Raw genomic sequence first — 17,556 nt, forward strand, 5'->3', positions numbered from 1 at the left:
GAGGAGGTGCCATGCGCCCACTGACCGAAGACGATGTGCGTTCCCATTTCGTCAACGCCACCCCCGACGAGTTGCGGATCGTCGCCCTGCCGACCGATTTCGTGCTGCTGGACTGGTTCCACCTGGACTTCCTGGCGTGGCGTGATCCGCGCACGCGCGGCCGCGGATACCTCTTCGTCGAGATCGACGACGAGCCGCGCGGAATCGTCCTCCGGGCTGCCGAGGGCAGTTCGCACGCGCGCTCGGCTATGTGCAACCTCTGCCACACGATGCAGCCGGCCGATCAGGTGGTGATGTTCTCCGCGCGGCGCGCCGGTGCTGCCGGGGAACGCGGGGACAGTGTGGGAACGTACATGTGCGCCGACCTGTCGTGTCACGAGAACGTGCGGCTGGCCGCGCCGCTCGCGCCGAGCGAGATGCGGGCGAGCGTGGACATGCGGATCGACGGAACGCGTCGGCGTACCGAGACCTTCGTCGGACGAGTGCTGGAGAGCGTGGGGAGCAGGGCATGACGGAACGGATCGTCGTCGTCGGAGACGCGCTGATCGATGAGCTGCGCGACGACACGGGTGTGCGCGAGTTCGTGGGAGGCGCCGCGCTGAACGTCGCCGTCGGACTCGCGCGACTCGGCGTGCCCACCACCCTCGTCGCGATGGTCGGAGACGACGAACCCGGTTCGCGGGTGCGCGCGTACCTCGCCGACCACGGCGTCGACCTCCTCGCGACGGCGTCCCCGCTCGGCACCGCCCGCGCGGTGAGCACCCGCTCCGGCGGCGGCGAGCCCACCTACGTCTTCAACGAGGCGTCCCGGAAGCGCCGCATCCGATTCGGTGATGCGGAACGCGCCGCGATGGCGGATGCCGCCCTCGTGGCCGTCAGTTGCTTCGCGTTCGACGACACGGAGCAGACCCGGGAGTTCGCGGAGGCGGTCGCGGCATCCGGCACTCCGCTGGCGATCGATCCGAATCCGCGCGAGGGCATGATGCACGACCGCGCCGAGTTCGTGCGCGGCTTCGAGGCGCTCGCCGCCGACGCCGCGCTCGTGAAGGTCGGCGAGGACGACGCGACGCTGCTGTACGGAGAGCCGCTGGACGCCCTGCGAGCCCGGCTCCTGGAGCTCGGGACGCACGCGGTGCTGGCGACCCAGGGTGCCGCCGGAGCGTCGGTCGAGGCCGCCGGTGTCACCGCGACGCGACCGATCTCGAGCCTCCCGGGTCCGATCGTCGACACGATGGGCGCGGGTGACGCCGCGTTCGCGTCGACCCTCGCGTCGCTGGCGCACGGGCGTCCGGAGTCCGAGGAGGAGTGGGGCGATGTGCTCGAGAAGGCGATGGATGCCGCCGCGGCGACCTGCCGGTTCGAGGGGGCTCTGCTGCGTCTGCCGTCGGCGCTGGAGGACACCGACCTCGACGCCATCGGCACCTGATCCTCGCACCGCATCCGATTTCCCGAGAGCGGCCTCGGGAGAGTAGGATCGGTGATCGCGCCTCCGGTCGACTGTACAAGCCGGGCGGGTGCGCACCCGGCGAGTTACCCAAGCGGCCAAAGGGATCTGACTGTAAATCAGACTGCTCAGCATTCGGGGGTTCGAATCCCTCACTCGCCACCATCACGAAGGGCTCCGCACCGCGGGGCCCTTCGTCGTTCCCCCCGACGTTGACTTGTCGCCTCCTGCGGGTCGGGGGCGGCGACACCCGCCAGAGGCGACAAGTGAACGGGGTTCGGTGGCGCCGTCAGGCGGGTGTGCGCGCCCATGACCCGCGCGAAGGCGCCACCGAACCGCGCGTGTCGCGGCGTCGGAGGGGTCAGGGGGTGGGGGTCTCGCGGCGGCCGCGGCGGAGGCCCACCTCGTAGGCCGTCACGGCGATGAGGGTGACCGCGAGGAGCGGGAGCACGAAGAAGAGCATCACGATCGAGAAGCCGCGCAGGGCATCGTGCTCCACCGCGGCGAGGATCAGGTACACCGTGTACGCGACGTAGAGGCCGACGAACACCGCGCCCTCCCACCGCGCGATCGTGAACCCCGTGAACGCGATCGGCACGAGCGCGACCGCGGCGGCGATCATCAGCGGGATGTCGAGCGAGATCGCGGCATCCGGCACGGGGATCCCCTCCGGGAAGAAGATCGCGGGGAGGCCCAGCACGATCCCGATGTTGAAGATGTTGCTGCCGACGATGTTGCCGACGGCAAGGTCGCGCTCGCCGCGTCGGACGGCCGCGATCGAGGTCGCGAGCTCCGGGAGGGAGGTGCCGATCGCGACGACGGTGAGGCCGATCACCAGGCTCGAGACGCCGAAACCGGTCGCGATCGCCACGGCTCCGGTGACGAGCAGGTCGGCGCCGAACACGAGCAGACCGATGCCGGCGAGGATGAGGACGACCGGGATCAGGTACGACAGGACTCCGGATGCCGGGGCCCGCCGTGTCCGCACCGGACCGGTCTGCGAGGGATCGGTGGCTGCCGCGGCATCGTCGGGCAGGGCATCCGGGTCGTTTTTGCTCAGCGTGAAGCTCAGGACGACGTGGGCGACGGCCGCCGCGAAGAGGATCACCCCGTCGATCTGCGTGATCTCGCCGTCCAGGGCGAGCACGAGCAACAGGATGCTGATGCCGACCATCACCGGGAGGTCGAACTTCACGAGGCGGCGCTTGACCGCCAGTGGCAGGAACAAGGCCGAGAGGCCGAGGATCAGCAGGACGTTGACGATGTTGCTGCCGACGACGTTGCCGACGGCGAGGCTCGGTTCCTCGTCGATGACGGCGCCGATCGTCACCGCCAGCTCGGGCGCGCTCGTGGCGGCCGAGACGATCACGAGCCCCACCACGAGAGGGGGGATGCCGAGCTTGGTCGCGAGCGCGGACGCGCCGCGCACGAGCACCTCGCCGCCGCCGATGAGCAGGACCAATCCGAGCAGGACGCGGCCGATGTCGAGGAGTTCCACGTCGCGATTCTAGGGGCGCGAGAACCGGGTCGCCGCCGAGAACCACGCATGTCAGGATGGGACGGCGGGTCCATCCCGCGGACGAGAGGACGGACCATGTCGCAGCCCGATCAACAGGCGCTCGAGCCCTCGCGCGCCGACGCCCAGACCTCCCCGCTGCTGCGTGCGGCGATCTGGGTCGCCATCGGCGCTCTCATCGCCGCGGCGCTCGTCTGCGTCGTGTGGGTCCTCATCGGCGAACAGAACGGCATCGTCGGTCGCGCGTTCCTGACGATCCTGCTGCTGGCGGGCTTCGCGGGCGTCGCGATCCTCGACGCGCACCTCGCCCCCCGCCGTCCCGCATGGTTCGCGCTGGCGAGCATGGCCACCTGGATCGTCACCCTCCTCATCGGTGCGGTGATGATCTGGATGCCGGAGCGCTACTCGTGGAGCGGCTTCGGCCGCTTCCTGCAGTTCCTCTTCATCGTGCTGATCCTGCAGCTCGCCCTCCTCCACGTGCGCCTGTACATGAAGGCGCTCGAGCGGTACGTGACGCGGTTCACGCAGATCGTGGCGTTCACGACCATCGGTCTCGTCACGCTCCTGGCTGTCCTGCTGATCATCCCGCTCATGCTCTCGGAGTGGGTCGACTTCGCCGACATCTACTGGCGCATCGTGGTGGCCACCGCAATCCTCGCCGCCGTGGGCACCGCTCTTCTCCCGCTCGTGAACGCCCTGTTCGCGCCGCGCAAGGCGCGGCCCGTCGCCGCCGCGCCGGCGCCCGGCTACCCCGGCGGTCCGGCGTATGACGCCGGTTTCGGGGCGTCGGCCGGGTACGGAGCCTCGGCCGGGTACGGAGCGTCGGGCGGCTACGGTCCCACCGGTGGGTACGGTGCGCCCGCGACTCCCGCGGCCTACCCCGGTGCGCAGTCCGCACCCGCCGCTCCGCCGTTCTCGGCGCAGCTTCCGGCGGCCCCGGAGCCCTACCGTGGACCGGCGGGTGCCACCCCGATCGATCCGGCCGCGGGAACGGATGCCGCGGCGCCGGCGCCCCAGGGGGAGCAGCCGCATCCGGCCCGCTCCGTCGTGACCCACGCCGCGGTCCAGCAGGCGCAGGCCGAGGCCGCGCAGGCGGCGGGGGAGCAGCCCGCACCCGACGCGGGACCCTCGCCCGAGCCGGCCCCGACCGAGGTCGCCCCGGCCGAACCGACCCCGGCTGCCGCTCCGACCGCGGCTCCCGCGGCATCCGCTGAGCCGGAACTGCTGCCGTGGCCGATGTTCGCCGACGGGGTCACGCCGCTGCCGATGATGCCCGACGGCTCGCCCGATTTCGCGGCCTACCAGACCGGCTTCCCGAGCCCGGGCGCGCACGTGTTCGCGCCCGTGTCACCTCCGCCCGCGCAGGAGGCCCCCGAACAGCCCGCGCCGCCGGCACCCGGATACGACGGCTTCCCGCCGCCGCCTCCGCTACCGCCGCGCGGCTGACGCGCCCCGGGGACGAGCCCCCGGGTCAGCGGCCCGCGAGGATCTCGAGGGCCGCGTGCGCGGCACTGTGGCCGCCGAGGCCGCTGACGGCGCCGCCGCGGCGCGACGCCGCGCCGCAGATGAGGATCCGCTCGTGCGCGGTGGCGACCCCCCACCGTTCCGCCGGGGTGTCGAGCGCCTCGTCGTCCTCGGCCCACGGCCACGAGAGGTCGCCGTGGAAGATGTCGCCGCCGGTCATCCCGAGGCCCGCCTCCAGGTCGGCGGTGGTCTTCGCCTCGACGCACGGCGTCCCGTCCGGAGCCTCGTGGACACAGTCCGAGATGGGCTCCGCCAGCACTGCGTCCAGCGAACGCTCCGCCGCGGTCAGCAGGTCGCGTCGCACGGTGTCGCGATCGCGTCCGGCCACGAGCCGATGCGGCACGTGCAGGCCGAACAGGGTCAGCGTCTGCGCCCCCGATGCGCGCAGCTCCGGTCCGAGGATCGTCGGATCGGTGAGCGAATGGCAGTAGATTTCCGCCGGCAGCGGATCGGGGATCTCTCCGCCGGACGCCCGCGCGTGCGCGGCGTCGAGCTGGCTCAGCGTCTCATTGATGTGGAACGTCCCCGCGAACGCGGCCTCGGGGGCGACCGTGGCGTCCCGCAGACGCGGGAGGCGCCGCAACAGCATGTTGACCTTGACCTGTGCGCCCTCCGGGGACGGTGCTGAGGCGGCATCCGTCGTCGGTGCCCCGCCCGCGCGGAGGAGCGCCGCGAGGACGCTCGGGCCGACTCCGCTGAGCACGAGCCGCCCGCGGACGGTTCCCGGGTGCTCCCCGGCGATCTCGACCTCGCCCTCGGGGGTGACGGAGACCGCCTCGGCGCGCGTGCGGATCTCCGCACCGGCCGCCCGGGCCGCCCGCTCCAGCGCATCGGTGACCTGCCCCATGCCGCCGACGGGGACGTCCCAATCCCCGGTGCCGCCGCCGATCACGTGGTAGAGGAAGCACCGGTTCTGCCGGAGGCCGGGATCATCGGATGCCGCGAACGTGCCGATCAGCCCGTCCGTCAGGGCGATCCCGCGTGCGATGTCGCTGTCGTAGGACGCCCGCAGGAGCTCGCCGAGCGGTCGCTCCACGATCCCCTCCCACAGCGCGGCATCCGTCACGCGGGCCGCGATCTCGGAACGTCGCCGGAGCGGCTCGGTCATCGTCGGGAAGACGGATGCCGCGAGCGGGCCGAGCCGCGCCCCGAACCGTGCGTGCCGCTCGGCCTCCGCGGCGGACCCCGTGACGCGCGCGAACGAGGACGCGGTGGCAGCGGCATCCTGCGTGTCGATGAGGATTCCGCGTGAGGGATCGCCCGGATCCGGTGTGTAGGACGAGTAGCGCCGTCGCTTCAGTGTCAGGGCGAGTCCGAGGTCGTCGATGATCCGCCGGGGGAGGAGGCTCACGAGGTAGGAGTAGCGCGACAGTCGGGCGTCCACCCCCGCCCAGGGCTGCTCGGAGACCGCGGCGCCGCCGGCGTGCGCGAGCCGTTCGAGGACCACCACGCTGTGGCCCGCGCGGGCGAGGTAGGCCGCGGCGGTCAGTGCGTTGTGCCCGCCGCCGATGATGACGACATCGTGGGTGTGGCCGAATCCGCCTGTCATGGATCCACGCTAGCGCCGGGGTCCCCCGCGCGCCCGCAGTAGCGTGGAGGCATGGCATCCGATCGCGACCTGCACGACCTCGCCCTCGACATCGCGCGGGAGGCGGGCGCGCTCGCGCTCCGGCGCCGCACCGAGGGTGTGGCGATCGCGGCGACGAAGTCCGCGCTCGCCGACATCGTCACCGAGGCCGATCGCGAGGTCGAGGCGCTCGTCCGCGCCCGGCTGGCCGCCGAGGCACCGCGGGACGGGTTCCTGGGCGAGGAGACGGGTGCGGAGGGCGGCGAGAGCGGTCTGACGTGGGTCGTCGATCCCATCGACGGCACCGTCAACTACGCGTACGGCATGCCCCAGTACGCGGTGAGCATCGCCGTCGTCGCGGGAGAGCCCGACCCCGACCGATGGGAGGCCGTGGCCGCGGCGGTGTACGCGCCCGCGGTCGATGAGATGTTCCACGCCGTCCGGCACGACGGGGCGTATCTCGACGGCGCGCGCCTGCGGGTGGCGGAGCTGACGGATGCCGGCGGCCTCATCGCCACCGGCTTCGGCTACGACCCGTCCACCCACGTTGGCGACCTCGCCGCGGTGGGCCGTGTGCTGCCCCTCGCGCGGGACCTCCGGCGTGCGGGCGCGGCATCCCTCGATCTGTCCTACGTCGCCGCGGGGCGCCTCGACGGCTATTTCGAACGCGGTCTGCAGCCGTGGGACCACGCGGCGGGCGCCCTGATCGTCCGGGAGGCCGGGGGCCGCTTCGGCCGCGGTGACGCGGACGCGGCGGGGCGCGTCCTGAACGTCGCGGCGGCACCGGAGCTCTACGACCGCCTGTTCGCGGCGGCGCTGCAGCCGTGAGCGGCTGCGCGATCGGGCGTGTGTACATCGCATTCTCAGGTCGCCGGGGGTAGTGTTTACCCGATCGTTATCTTCCGTGCCCGTGCGGAACGAAGCGACATCCCCCCATCTGAGATGACCTCCGTCGCGCGTGCGACACGACTGAGAGCCTTTTCGTTTGCCCCTCGATTCACCCCAGGCTGAGCCCGCGCCCACGCGGCGCTCCCGCCGACTCCCCGCGCCCCCGGCATCCGTCGACGTCCTGGTTCCGGCCCCCTCCCGCGCGGAGCGACGCCGTGCCGTCGCCGTCGAGTCGACGGCCTCCGTCACCCTCCCGGGCGACGCCGTGCTCATCGAGCTCGACCTCGCCGCAGCCGGTGAGGAGCCCCGCGACTCCGCGGACCCCGTCGATACCGTGACCCCGGAGCCCGTCGTGCCCGCGGACGAGGCGGAGCCCGTCCTGACCCGCCGCGCGCGCCGCGCCCGCCGGGCATCCGTGCCGGCGGTGGAGCACCTCGTCGTCGACGAGATCCCCGCCCCCGCCGCCGAGGCCATCGCGCACGACCCGGCCGCCGTCGAACCCGAGCTTCTCGAGAGCGTCGTGGATTCCCCCGCGGCGGAGTCCCTCGTCGACGCGGACCCCGGCGACGCCGCTGATACCACCGCCCCGGCCGACGCCGACGAAGACGAGTTCGAACGGGCCGCACGCCTCTTCTGCTTCACCGGCGAAACCCCGGTCGCCGCCGCGCCGTCGGAGCCGGCATCCTCCGCGCCGCTCACGATCACGGGCGCCCACGTCGTCCCTCCGCGCGGTCGACGCTCCGGACGCTCCGCCGTCACGCGCGTGGCGACGGCATCCTTCTCCGTCGGCGTGTTCGGCATCGTCGGACTCATGGCGGTCGGCATGACCACTCCCGCCGAGGCCGTCGCCGCAGCATCGGTGCCCACGTCCGCGGTGGCTCCCGCGAACATGACGGTCGCCTCGAGCGCGATCGACCGCGACGAGATCCAGGCGTACGTGGCCCCGTCGGATGCGCAGAACGACACGCTGCAGCGCACGGAGAGCTACTCGACGCAGACGATCGCGGAGCTCGCGTCCGAGTCCGGCATCCAGAACTTCTCCAACTTCTTCTACAACGACCCCAACGGCGAGATCCAGTGGCCGTTCCCCGTGGGTGTGCCCATCAGCTATGGCTACGGGATGCGCTCGGGGAACCTGCACGAAGGGCTCGACTTCGTCCCCGGTGACGGTGCGCCGATCCAGGCGATCACCGATGGCGTGGTGCGGGTCGCCACCAGTGCGGGCGGCGCCTACGGCGTGCACGTCATCATCGACCACGAGATCGACGGCCAGCTCGTCTCGAGCCACTACGCGCACATGCAGTACGACTCGCTCCAGGTCGAGGTCGGCGACACCGTCACGGCCGGAACGATCATCGGGCTGACGGGCAACACCGGACGTTCGTTCGGTGCGCACCTGCACTTCGAGATCCTCATGAACGGCACGACCGCGATCGATCCGCTTCCCTGGTTGCGCGAGCACGCGGGAGGCTGAGCCGATTCAGCAGGATGCCGTGATTCTGGTATCCTCGTTGAGTTGCCTGCACGCAGGTGACACGCCCCGATAGCTCAGTGGCAGAGCACTTCCATGGTAAGGAAGGGGTCGTCAGTTCAATCCTGACTCGGGGCTCGCAGCATCTCGTCCGACCGACGGAATGCGTCGCGGCGGGGTAGCTCAGTTGGTGAGAGCGCACGACTCATAATCGTGAGGTCGCGGGTTCAAGCCCCGCTCCCGCTACAGGAAAAGCGCCCCCTCGAGGGGCGCTTCTTTCGTTTCCGGGTCGGTGGTCGGGGCCTGCGCGTACCGAACTCCTCCGATTCGCGCGCCGGAGGCGGGTTCCGGGGCCCGGGGAGGCGTCAGGCAGGGTTTCTGAGGAGTTCGGCCCGCGGTTCCGGCGAGCTCGGGGTCGGGTCGGGCCTCCTGCCGTCGAACCCATGGGCCGGACCCTGGGCGGTCGGTCGCGTACCGAACTCCTCCGATTCGCGCGCAGTCGGCCGGGTTCCGGTGCCCAGGGCGGGTCCGGGACCGGTTTTGAGGAGTTCGGCTCAGGGTCGCGGCCGGCGCGGGACGACGGGTCTCGAGTGGGCGGGTGCGAGGCGTGCGAGCCCGGCTACGCGAACATGTGACGGAGGACGTCGAGTCTCTCGAGCTCCAGCGCGCGGGCGACGACGTTCGCGTGGTCGGGGTTCGGGAACAGGGCGGCGAGGTCGTCCTCGAAGATGCGACGCATCGCGTCGACATCGCCGGCCTGCGCGGCAGCACTCATCGCCTCCACGGCGTTCTGATAAGGGATCTGCTGATATCCCGCGGGTGCATCGGGCGGACTGTAGTACGGGATCCACGGCAGTGACTTGTTCGGACGCAGGAGGAGGACGTCGCCCGGCTGGATCATCCTCGTGTGGTTCAGCGTGTCGATGCTGTGCGGGTTGGCGATGCAGAATCGGTCGCTGATCGCATACAGCGCGTCGCCGGGCGCGACGGTGTACGTCATGACCCGTCCCTCGTCGTCCAGCCCGGCCTCACCGGCGGCGAACTCCCGGACGCCCTGGTCGGGGATGTCTCCGTGAAGCCAGGCGTTCATCTCCCCGATGTGTATCCAGGCGGCCTCCTCGCAGTCGCCCGGGCCTCCCGCGGGGATGAAGGTGCCGTTTCCCACGTCCACGTACCCCTCCGGCAGGCCCGTGAGCGCCGCGTCGTCCTCACCGGGCGATTCGGTCGCGGCAGAAGGAGGCGCGGTCGGCTCGGCAGCGGCCGGCGCGAGTCGCGCAGCGGCCCACCCTGCGGCGTCGAGCACGGGCGGAGCGGCGAGCACCACGAGGCCTGCGACCACCATCGTCGAGACGGCGATCGTGATCTTCTGCGCCCGGTTCATCGGACCGAGCCTCTCACGGATGCCGTTTTCCCGCGAGGGCTGATCAGCCGACGGCCGGCTGCTGCTGGGTGATGCAGTGGATGCCGCCGCCGCGGTCGAAAAGCGGACGCGCGTCGACGGTGACGACGCGGCGACCGGGGTAGGCGGCGGCGAGGATGTCGCGGGCACGGGCGTCGGCGGCGTCCTCCCCGAATCCGCACGCGATCACGCCGCCGTTGACGGCGAGGTGGTTCACGTAGCTCCAATCCACCCATCCCGTGTCGTCCCGCAGGGTGTCCGGGGCGGGGAGCCCGGTGATGGTGACGTCCCGACCCCGGGCGGCGAACGCCGCCTCCAGCTCGCCGCGGATCTGCTGCGATACCGCGAAGTCGGGGTGGTCGGGGTTCTGCTGCTCGTGGAGCAGCACGTGCTCCGGCGAGGTGAAGGTGGCGACGATGTCGACGTGGCCGTTCGTGCCCATGTCGTCGTAGTCCCGGGTGAGTCCCCGCGACAGCCAGATCGCGTCGGTTGCCCCGATCGTCCGGGCCATCTCCGAGGCGACCCGCGCCTTGTCGGCGAACGGGTTCCGGCGCGGATCGAGCTGCACCGTCTCGGTGAGGAGCACCGTCCCGGCACCGTCGACGTGGATGCCGCCGCCCTCGTTCACCAGGAGTGAGTCGATGACCTCGATGCCGAGGTGCTTGCCGACGAATCGTCCGATGAGGGCTGACTTCCGCCACTCGGCCCAATCCGGTGCCCCCCAGCCGTTGAAGACCCAGTCGACGGCGGCGAGGGTTCCGGGGCGCGCATCGTCGACGACGAACGTCGGGCCCATGTCGCGCATCCAGAACTCGTCGATCGGCGCTTCGATGATCTCGACGTCACCGCTCAGCATCCGTCGCGCGCGGGACATCTCGGTCGGGTCGACCACCATCGTCACCGGCTCGAACTCGACGATCGCGTGCGCGACCGCTGTCCACGCGGCGTAGCCCTCCTCGCGCTCCTGCCCGCCCTCACCGAGCGTGAAGCCCTCGCGGGGGAAGGCCATCCACGTCCGCTCGTGCGGGTCGGTCTCGGCCGGCATCCGCCAGCTCGGGGTGTCGAGGGGGCGCGAGCTCACCATCCGGTCTCCAATGTTCGGGCCAGCGCGTCGGCGAAGTAGTCGACGGATTCCTTCGTCACGCACAGCGGGGGTTTGATCTTCAGGACGTTCTGGTGGTCGCCGGTGGGCTGCATGATCACGCCCAGCTCGAGCAGCCGGTCGCAGATGGCGGCGGTCTCGGCCGTGGCGGGCTCTCGCGTCTCGCGGTCCCGCACGAACTCGACGCCGAGATACAGGCCGGATCCGTGGACGCGACCGATGATCGGATGCCGTGTCCCCAGGTCTTCCAGGCGTGCGGCGAGATGCGCGCCCACGTCGCGGGCGTTGTCCTGCAGCCCCTCCTGCTGGATGACGTCGAGCACGGCACTGCCGATCGCGGCGGAGACCGGAGAGCCCCCCGTGGAGGAGAAGAAATAGCCCTGCGTGCGATAGCGGTCGGCGATCTCGCGGCGGGTGATCACGGCCCCGAGCGGATGCCCGGCACCGATCGACTTCGCCACGGCGACGATGTCGGGGACCACCCCCTGCTCCTGGAAGCCCCAGAACCAGCGTCCCAGCCGCCCGAAGCCGACCTGGACCTCGTCGGCGATCGCGAGGCCGCCGTGCCGACGCACCGCGGCGTAGACCTCCTGCAGGTAACCGGCGGGCAGGGCGACGCCGCCGGCGTTGCCGAAGTACGTCTCGCAGACGAACCCGGCGGGGAGGGCGCCGCCCGCCACGATCCGATCGATGTCGGCGACGGCCTCCGGCGCGTACCGCGCGGCATCCGCATCCCGGTGCGCGCCGCGGTAGGAGTTCGCGGCGGCGACCGTGTGCACCCAGTCGGGCCGCGTCTCGAGCGCGAACGGGTTGTCGGCGATCGAGGTCGAGACGGCATCGCTCGCGAACGTCCAGCCGTGGTACGCCTCGCGCATCGCGACGATGTCGCGGCGGCCGGTCGCGGCCATCGCGAGGCGCAGCGCGAGGTCCACCGCCTCGGAGCCCGAGTTGACGAAGAACACCGTGTCGAGCTCGTCGGGCAGAGTCGCGGCGATCTTCTCGCCGTACTCGGTGATGCCGCCGTAGTGGAACCGCGAGTTGGTGTTCAGCAGGTGCATCTGCCGCGTCGCCGCCGCCACCACCCGCGGGTGGGCGTGCCCCACCGACGCGACGTTGTTCACCATGTCGAGGTAGACCCGGCCGTCGACGTCCATGAGGTACTCGCGCCAGCCTCGTTCGATCTGCGGGGGTGCGGTGTAGTAGTGCTCCTGCACATCGGCGACGACGCGGTACCGGCGCTCGAGGAGATCGTCGGACGGATGCCGCGGCCTGGGGCTCGCGGGAAGCCCCAGCGCCGGGCCGACATCCCCGACGACCGTCCACCAGGCGGCCGCGAGCGCCGGGGTGACCCGCGCCGGCGGCTGCGGGCCGTCGGAAGGGAATCGCCGGGCGAACAGGCGCGTCCGCGCGGGGAGTTCCGCCGCCGTCGCGTCGGCGGGGAGGCCGGTGATCGTCACCGTCTCCCGTCCGTCGGTCCAGGTGAGCGTGCCGTCGGCGACGGTCGCGCCGGCCGCAGCCGCGGAGGCGAGCAGCGTCGACTCCGCCAGCCAGATCGTCGCCCCGGTCGGCACGGTGGCGGGGGCTGCGGGGGTCCGCCGGGGTGCGCCGGTCAGCACGGGCTCCCACGCCGGGATCACACTGCATGCGGCCCCCCGGTCGAGTGCCGCCGCCGCGGCGCGGTCGAGCGCACCCTCGTCGAGCCACGCGCCCTCGTCGTTCAGCGCCGATACGGTCCCCGCGTCGAGGACCGCGATCTCCCCGGCGAGCGTCAGCAGCGGCCCACTCCGCCACGCGCGATCCGTGTCGCCGCCGTCGGGCGCACCCTCCAGATCGGCGCGGATCGCCGCGGTCATGACGGGGATCGGCACCGCCGTCGCGGTCTCGAAGATGCGGTACTCGCGATCGAGGGCGCTCGCCGCGTAGTCGTTGGCGTCGTCGATGCGCACCTGCGCCCGTCCGCTCAGCACGAGGACGACACCGCGGAGCACGACGAGCGGCCACACCGCGGCGATCTCGTCAGAGGTGAGCGGCCGACGCGCGTGGAACGCCCGGAGGGCCGGGAGGGTCGACAGCGCGTCGGCGCCGTCGTGGTGGAGGACCGACGAGACGGTGGTGGCGATCTCGCCGACCCGCCACGATGCGGTGACGTCGCCGAAGTCAATGACGGCATCCGGAAGCGCCCCCGGCTCGGCGCGCAGCACGTTGTCGTCCGTGATGTCGAAGTGTCCGGCCTGCACCGGGAGTCGGTCGGCGATCGGGGTCAGCGTTGCCGCGGCATCCGTCGTCGCCGCCCGCAGGGACTCGCGCACCGTCGCGTCGGTCTCGCCGGGGAGGAGCGCGTCGATGACACGGAGGGCGTAACGCGCGTCCCACTGCAGCACCCGGGACGTCGCGGGGTGGGTGAAGCCGTCGAGGGCGATGCTCACCCGCGCGGCAAGGTCGCCCAGGCGCCCGACGACGGCGGGGGAGAGGTAGCCCGAGCCCATCAGGGTCGATCCGGCGATGTTCTCGAGCACCCGCGCGTGGACGCGGCCGCGCGAGGAGTCCCACCAGGCACTCATCGGACCGCGGGGTCCGGTGACGATCCGGGGGACGCGGAGCGCCGGGTCGTGATCGGCGACGCGCGCCGCGGCGCGGTCCTGGAGGTCGATCTCGGCTTCGCTGAAGGCGGGATTGCTGATCTTCAGCACCCCGAGCGGCACGTCCGAGCCGCGCGCGAAGACCCGGAAGTTCTGGTCCTGCTGGCTGCCGAGCGAGCGGAGGTCGATCTCGACGCCGAAGGTCTGAGCGAACAGGCGTCGCACCTCGTCGTCGCCGAGCGAGGGCGTCGGCAGCTCGACGTGGGCGAAGTAGTCGAACGGCGCGGCGGATGCCGGGGTCGTGTCGGTCACAGCGGTGCGCCTTCCGTCGATCCGAACGCCCCCGCCACGGCGCCGTCGGCGTCGCGGGCGACAAGGACGACGAGCGGTCCGAAGGGAGGCAGCCATTCGCTGAACGCCACGGTATGCGCGTCGAGGGGGAGGGGATGCACACCCGTGATGCGCTCGCCGTCCACGCTCACCGCCGCCCGGACGCCGTCGACGTAGGCGACCACGTCTGCGGGGGTGGTGCCGCTCAGGGTGCCGGAGAAGGACACCACCGTGTGATCGGCGTCCCGGTCGATCCGGACCGAATCGAGACGGATGTCGAGCCCGCTCGCGGCGACGGGCATCGCGGCGGGGAAGACCGCCTCGTCCGGGAGCGCCGGAGTGCGCGGCGGTGATGTGCGACGTGCCCCGAGCGCCGTGACGGCCGCGGCGAGCTGCATCAGGCGCGCGTCGGCGTAGGCGGGGCCGGCGAGGGTGACACCGACCGGCATCCCGGTGTCCGCCATCGTCCCCATCGGCACGGTGACCGTCGGGATGCCCAGGTGGCGCGGGACGAGGTTGCCGTTGGAGACCCAGACACCGTTCCGCCACGCGATGTCGGCGGACGCCTCGTTCACGTCGGCGTCGGCGGGACCGACGTCGGACTGGGTGGGGAAGATCACGGCGTCGAACCCTTCCGCCGCCATCCACTCCTCGAGGTCGACCGCGCGGGTGTGCTCCAGGCCGCGGAGCCCCTGCTCGACGCTCGGGATCTCGGTGGGGGTGCGCACCCCGGACCTCGCGGCATCCACATACTCGGCGAGGTCGTAGGCGATGTCGAAGGGGAAGATCCCGTAGCGGTCCGGGAGGGCGCCGGTGGGGTGGGGGAAGATCTTCGCCGCGTCGACGTCGGCGAGGCGGTTCAGGCGCGGGTCGCCGTTGAGGCGGAGGAATGCATCGAACGCCCACACGGAGAGGTCGCCCACCTCGTCGGCGAGGAACTCCCGCGGCACGAAGCCCCGGTCGACCACGTCGCGGCTGTCGGCGCGGAGCTTCTCGTAGTTGTCCACCGCGGGGAGATCCACCTCGACCACCTTGGCGCCCGCGTCCTCGAGCTCGGCACGCAGACGTTCCCAGAGCGCCATCACCGAGGGGCGGGCGTCGATCGGGAGCGCGGTGTCGGGGTCGGCGTCGACGTAGATGCGGGGGACGGCGAGACGGATGCCGGCGAGGTCGGCGGCGGGGAGGTCGGCGAAGGAGGGCGGACGGACCTCCGACGGCGCCGGCAGCGGGATCCACGGCTGCGACCGCCACAGATCGCCGTCGGTGATCGGGTCGTCGACGACCACGGCGTCGAGGATGTGCGCGAGGTCGTCGATCGTGCGGGCGTGGGGGACGACCACGTCCATCGTGGGCACGAGCGGCCAGTTGCCGCGCACCGAGATCATGCCGCGGGACGGGGTGTACGCCGTCAGGGCGTTGTGCGAGGCGGGGGCGCGGCCGGACGACCAGGTCTCCTCTCCGAGCCCGAACACCGCGAAGCTCGCGGCGGTGGCCGTGCCCGACCCGTTCGACGACCCCGAGCCGAAGGCGGAGGTGAGGTACTCGGCGTTGTAGGGCGATTCCGCGCGCCCGTAGAGCCCCCGCTGCATCCCGCCCGCCGCCATCGGAGGCATGTTCGTCAGGCCCAGGAACACGGCGCCGGCCTCGCGGAGGCGCGCGACGGCGAACGCGTCGTCCTGGGCGATGAGGTCGGCGAAAGCGGGGGAGCCGGAGGCGACCGGGAGGCCCGCCACGCAGAAGCTGTCCTTCGCGGTGAAGGGGATGCCGTCCAGGATGCCGCGGGATTCGCCGTGCGCGCGGCGCTCGTCGGCTGCCCGCGCCTCGGCGAAGGCCCCGGGGTTCAGCACGATGACGGAGGTCAGCGCGATCCCCGATCGGTCGTAGAACGCGATCCGGTTGAGGTAGCGGGCGACGAGTTCGACGCTCGTGACCGCGCCGTCCCGGAGGGCGGCGCCCAGCTCGGCGATGGACGCCTCGACGACCGTCGGCAGAGGTGCGATCATGGGGGTAAACATACACCGTATGTTTTCCGCGCCGCCACACCCTTTGCTGGACGCCGCGTAAGCTCGGCCGCGACCTCGAGGAGTCCGTCATCGCCAGACCGCCCCGCCCGCTGCTCAGCCGTGAGCTGATCGCGCAGACGGCGCTCGCCCTCGTGGACCGTCACGGCGTGGAGGGAGCGAGCATCCGCCGCGTGGCGACGAAGCTCGGCGTGAACCCCACGTCCCTGTACAACCACGTTCCGAACCTCGCCGCCATGATCGAGGACGTCCGCTCGCTGGTGTCGGCGCGCATCGAGTCGCGACCGCTGCGCGAGATGGCGTGGGAGGAGGGGCTCCGGGAGTGGGCGCGCTCCTACCGGCGCGCGTTCGCGGGGCATCCGCGCGTGGTGCCGCTCCTGATGACCAACGCGGTCAAGGCGCCGGTTCTGCTGGCGGAGTACGAGGACTTCGCCGTCGCCGCGCGTGCCGTCGGTTGGGCTGATCGCGACATCCTCCCGCTCCTCACGGCCTTCGAGTCGTTCATCCTGGGGAGCGTGCTGGACATGTCCGGCCCCGCGATCGTGTTCGATCCGCGCGGCCAGGAAGCCGACCTCCCCGCCTTCTCCGCCGCCTTCGCGACGCTCGCCGACGAGGATCCCGCCGACCCGATCGCCACCCGTGCGTTCGAGATGGGGCTCCGGATGCTGATCGCCTCGGCGCGACCGGAGGAGCACCCCGGCAGCTGACCGCGCGCTCGCCGCGAGTGGCAGACGGGGGGTATGCGTCCGTCCCGAGCGTCCCGCGTCACTCGCGGACTGCTCGCCGCCGGAGTCGCGACCTTCGTCGCCCTCCACAGGGGAGAGCGCGCCTGCGACGGCTACGTCGCCAGACGCGACAGCATCCGGTCCATGAGGACGTCGGGGAGGAGGCGCCGGAGCCCGACGATGACCTTCGCCGAGGCGGGGGTGGCGTAGCGCGAGCGCGGATAGCGCACGGTGACGGCCTTCACGATCGTGCGGGCGACGCCCTCGGCGGTGCCGGACAGCGGGGACGAATCGACGTTCTCGTAGTTCGACACGAGAGCGGCGGCCTGCGCGGCGTAGGGGCCGTCACCGGAGCGCTCGAGCGCGCTCTCGCGCGAGATCGCGTTCCACTCGGTGCGGATGGGCCCGGGCTGGATGATGACGACGTCGATGCCGTGCGGCGCGAGCTCGAGGCGCAGCGAGTCGGACAGTCCTTCCACGGCGAACTTGGTCGCGTGGTACCAGCTGCCGATCGGCTCGTAGATGCGGCCGCCGACGGAGGAGATGTTCACGATGCGTCCGCGACCGAGCGCGCGCATCGTGGGCAGCACCAGCTGGGTGAGGCGCGCGAGCCCGAAGACGTTCACCTCGAACTGACGACGCGCCTCCTCGATCGGGACGTCCTCGAGCGCGCCGTACGAGCCGTACCCGGCGTTGTTGACGAGCACGTCGATGCGCCCCTGCTGGTGCACGATCCGATCGACGCCCGCCTGCATCGAGGCGTCATCGGTGACGTCCATCTCCAGCACCTCGCACCCGGATGCCGCGAGGTGCGCCATCCGGTCCACCCGACGCGCGGCGGCGTAGACGACCCAGCCGCGCGCGATCAGCGCGAGGGCGGTGGCGTAGCCGATTCCGGAGGACGCGCCGGTGATGAGGACGACGGGGCGGGTCTTGTCTGACATCCCCCCAGTCCATCACGGATTCTCCGGGGTCGGACCGGGTGGGGGC

General features: G+C 71.9%; 12 protein-coding genes, 3 tRNA genes and 1 pseudogene. 9 read left to right on the forward strand and 7 right to left on the reverse strand.

Annotated elements, in window-relative coordinates; all coding sequences use genetic code 11:
- Positions 1–11 precede the first annotated feature (11 nt).
- The 3 genes from LTL01_RS03700 to LTL01_RS03710 all read left to right on the forward strand — a co-directional run bounded on the left by LTL01_RS03700 (position 12) and on the right by LTL01_RS03710 (position 1,609).
- Entirely contained in the window at positions 12–512 is a 501-nt protein-coding gene (locus LTL01_RS03700; RefSeq protein ID WP_053548131.1) for an FBP domain-containing protein, read from the forward strand.
- Positions 509–1,426 carry a PfkB family carbohydrate kinase gene (locus tag LTL01_RS03705; protein WP_236967459.1) on the forward strand — a complete coding sequence of 306 codons (918 nt, stop codon included), beginning with the start codon at positions 509–511 and terminating at the stop codon, positions 1,424–1,426. The genes LTL01_RS03700 and LTL01_RS03705 overlap by 4 nt, the downstream gene beginning before the upstream one ends.
- Positions 1,427–1,524: 98 nt before the next feature.
- Positions 1,525–1,609: transfer RNA gene (locus tag LTL01_RS03710), tRNA-Tyr, on the forward strand.
- Positions 1,610–1,805: 196 nt separating this feature from the next.
- On the opposite strand, the gene LTL01_RS03715 is transcribed toward LTL01_RS03710, so the two are convergent.
- Positions 1,806–2,942 (reverse strand): calcium/sodium antiporter, encoded by a 1,137-nt coding sequence (locus LTL01_RS03715; RefSeq protein ID WP_236967460.1) that lies wholly within the window; start codon positions 2,940–2,942, stop codon positions 1,806–1,808.
- A gap of 96 nt (positions 2,943–3,038) precedes the next feature.
- Here LTL01_RS03715 and LTL01_RS03720 point away from each other — a divergent pair, with 96 nt between their 5' ends.
- Positions 3,039–4,406, forward strand: a complete 1,368-nt coding sequence (locus LTL01_RS03720; RefSeq protein WP_236967461.1) for a hypothetical protein — start codon at positions 3,039–3,041, stop codon at positions 4,404–4,406.
- Positions 4,407–4,431: 25 nt separating this feature from the next.
- On the opposite strand, the gene LTL01_RS03725 is transcribed toward LTL01_RS03720, so the two are convergent.
- Positions 4,432–6,033: a phytoene desaturase family protein gene (locus LTL01_RS03725; RefSeq protein ID WP_236967462.1), complete on the reverse strand. Its 1,602-nt coding sequence runs from the start codon at positions 6,031–6,033 to the stop codon at positions 4,432–4,434.
- Positions 6,034–6,084: 51 nt separating this feature from the next.
- Between LTL01_RS03725 and LTL01_RS03730 the strand changes: the two genes are divergently transcribed.
- From LTL01_RS03730 to LTL01_RS03745, 4 genes are all read left to right on the forward strand, one after another.
- A complete protein-coding gene (locus LTL01_RS03730; RefSeq protein WP_236967463.1) occupies positions 6,085–6,879 on the forward strand; it encodes an inositol monophosphatase family protein in 795 nt (264 codons plus the stop codon).
- Positions 6,880–7,036: 157 nt separating this feature from the next.
- On the forward strand, positions 7,037–8,413 hold the full coding sequence (locus LTL01_RS03735) for a peptidoglycan DD-metalloendopeptidase family protein (protein WP_236967464.1): 1,377 nt from the start codon (positions 7,037–7,039) through the stop codon (positions 8,411–8,413).
- A gap of 63 nt (positions 8,414–8,476) precedes the next feature.
- Positions 8,477–8,548, forward strand: a tRNA-Thr gene (locus tag LTL01_RS03740).
- Between the two features lie 34 nt (positions 8,549–8,582).
- A tRNA-Met gene (locus tag LTL01_RS03745) sits at positions 8,583–8,656 on the forward strand.
- Between the two features lie 373 nt (positions 8,657–9,029).
- On the opposite strand, the gene LTL01_RS03750 is transcribed toward LTL01_RS03745, so the two are convergent.
- The 4 genes and pseudogenes from LTL01_RS03750 to LTL01_RS03765 all read right to left on the reverse strand — a co-directional run.
- Positions 9,030–9,791: a LysM peptidoglycan-binding domain-containing protein gene (locus LTL01_RS03750; protein WP_236967465.1), complete on the reverse strand. Its 762-nt coding sequence runs from the start codon at positions 9,789–9,791 to the stop codon at positions 9,030–9,032.
- Positions 9,792–9,834: 43 nt separating this feature from the next.
- The gene (locus tag LTL01_RS03755) at positions 9,835–10,893 is read right to left on the reverse strand and encodes an agmatine deiminase family protein (protein WP_236967466.1); all 1,059 of its coding nucleotides are present in this window, start codon (positions 10,891–10,893) and stop codon (positions 9,835–9,837) included.
- Entirely contained in the window at positions 10,887–13,802 is a 2,916-nt protein-coding gene (locus LTL01_RS03760; RefSeq protein ID WP_236967467.1) for an aminotransferase, read from the reverse strand. Before LTL01_RS03760 ends, LTL01_RS03755 begins: the two co-directional genes overlap by 7 nt.
- Positions 13,803–14,149: 347 nt before the next feature.
- Positions 14,150–15,823 (reverse strand): annotated as a pseudogene (locus tag LTL01_RS03765) (amidase); the annotation flags it as partial.
- Positions 15,824–16,014: 191 nt separating this feature from the next.
- Between LTL01_RS03765 and LTL01_RS03770 the strand changes: the two are divergent.
- A complete protein-coding gene (locus tag LTL01_RS03770; protein WP_236967468.1) occupies positions 16,015–16,548 on the forward strand; it encodes a TetR/AcrR family transcriptional regulator C-terminal domain-containing protein in 534 nt (177 codons plus the stop codon).
- A 131-nt stretch (positions 16,549–16,679) separates the two neighbouring features.
- Here the strand turns inward: LTL01_RS03770 and LTL01_RS03775 are convergent, their stop codons facing one another.
- Entirely contained in the window at positions 16,680–17,510 is an 831-nt protein-coding gene (locus LTL01_RS03775; RefSeq protein WP_236967469.1) for an oxidoreductase, read from the reverse strand.
- Positions 17,511–17,556 lie beyond the last annotated feature (46 nt).

It is taken from the genome of Microbacterium aurantiacum (genome assembly GCF_021654035.1).
GTDB classification, from domain to species: Bacteria; Actinomycetota; Actinomycetes; order Actinomycetales; family Microbacteriaceae; genus Microbacterium; species Microbacterium aurantiacum.

Excerpts from the sequence above, each read along its gene's own strand:
- LTL01_RS03700 (WP_053548131.1), top strand. The coding sequence starts at position 12 with ATGCGCCCACTGACCGAAGACGATGTGCGTTCCCATTTCGTCAACGCC.
- LTL01_RS03705 (WP_236967459.1), top strand. The coding sequence starts at position 509 with ATGACGGAACGGATCGTCGTCGTCGGAGACGCGCTGATCGATGAGCTG.
- LTL01_RS03720 (WP_236967461.1), top strand. The coding sequence starts at position 3,039 with ATGTCGCAGCCCGATCAACAGGCGCTCGAGCCCTCGCGCGCCGACGCC.
- LTL01_RS03725 (WP_236967462.1), bottom strand. The coding sequence starts at position 6,033 with ATGACAGGCGGATTCGGCCACACCCACGATGTCGTCATCATCGGCGGC.
- LTL01_RS03730 (WP_236967463.1), top strand. The coding sequence starts at position 6,085 with ATGGCATCCGATCGCGACCTGCACGACCTCGCCCTCGACATCGCGCGG.
- LTL01_RS03750 (WP_236967465.1), bottom strand. The coding sequence starts at position 9,791 with ATGAACCGGGCGCAGAAGATCACGATCGCCGTCTCGACGATGGTGGTC.
- LTL01_RS03755 (WP_236967466.1), bottom strand. The coding sequence starts at position 10,893 with ATGGTGAGCTCGCGCCCCCTCGACACCCCGAGCTGGCGGATGCCGGCC.
- LTL01_RS03775 (WP_236967469.1), bottom strand. The coding sequence starts at position 17,510 with ATGTCAGACAAGACCCGCCCCGTCGTCCTCATCACCGGCGCGTCCTCC.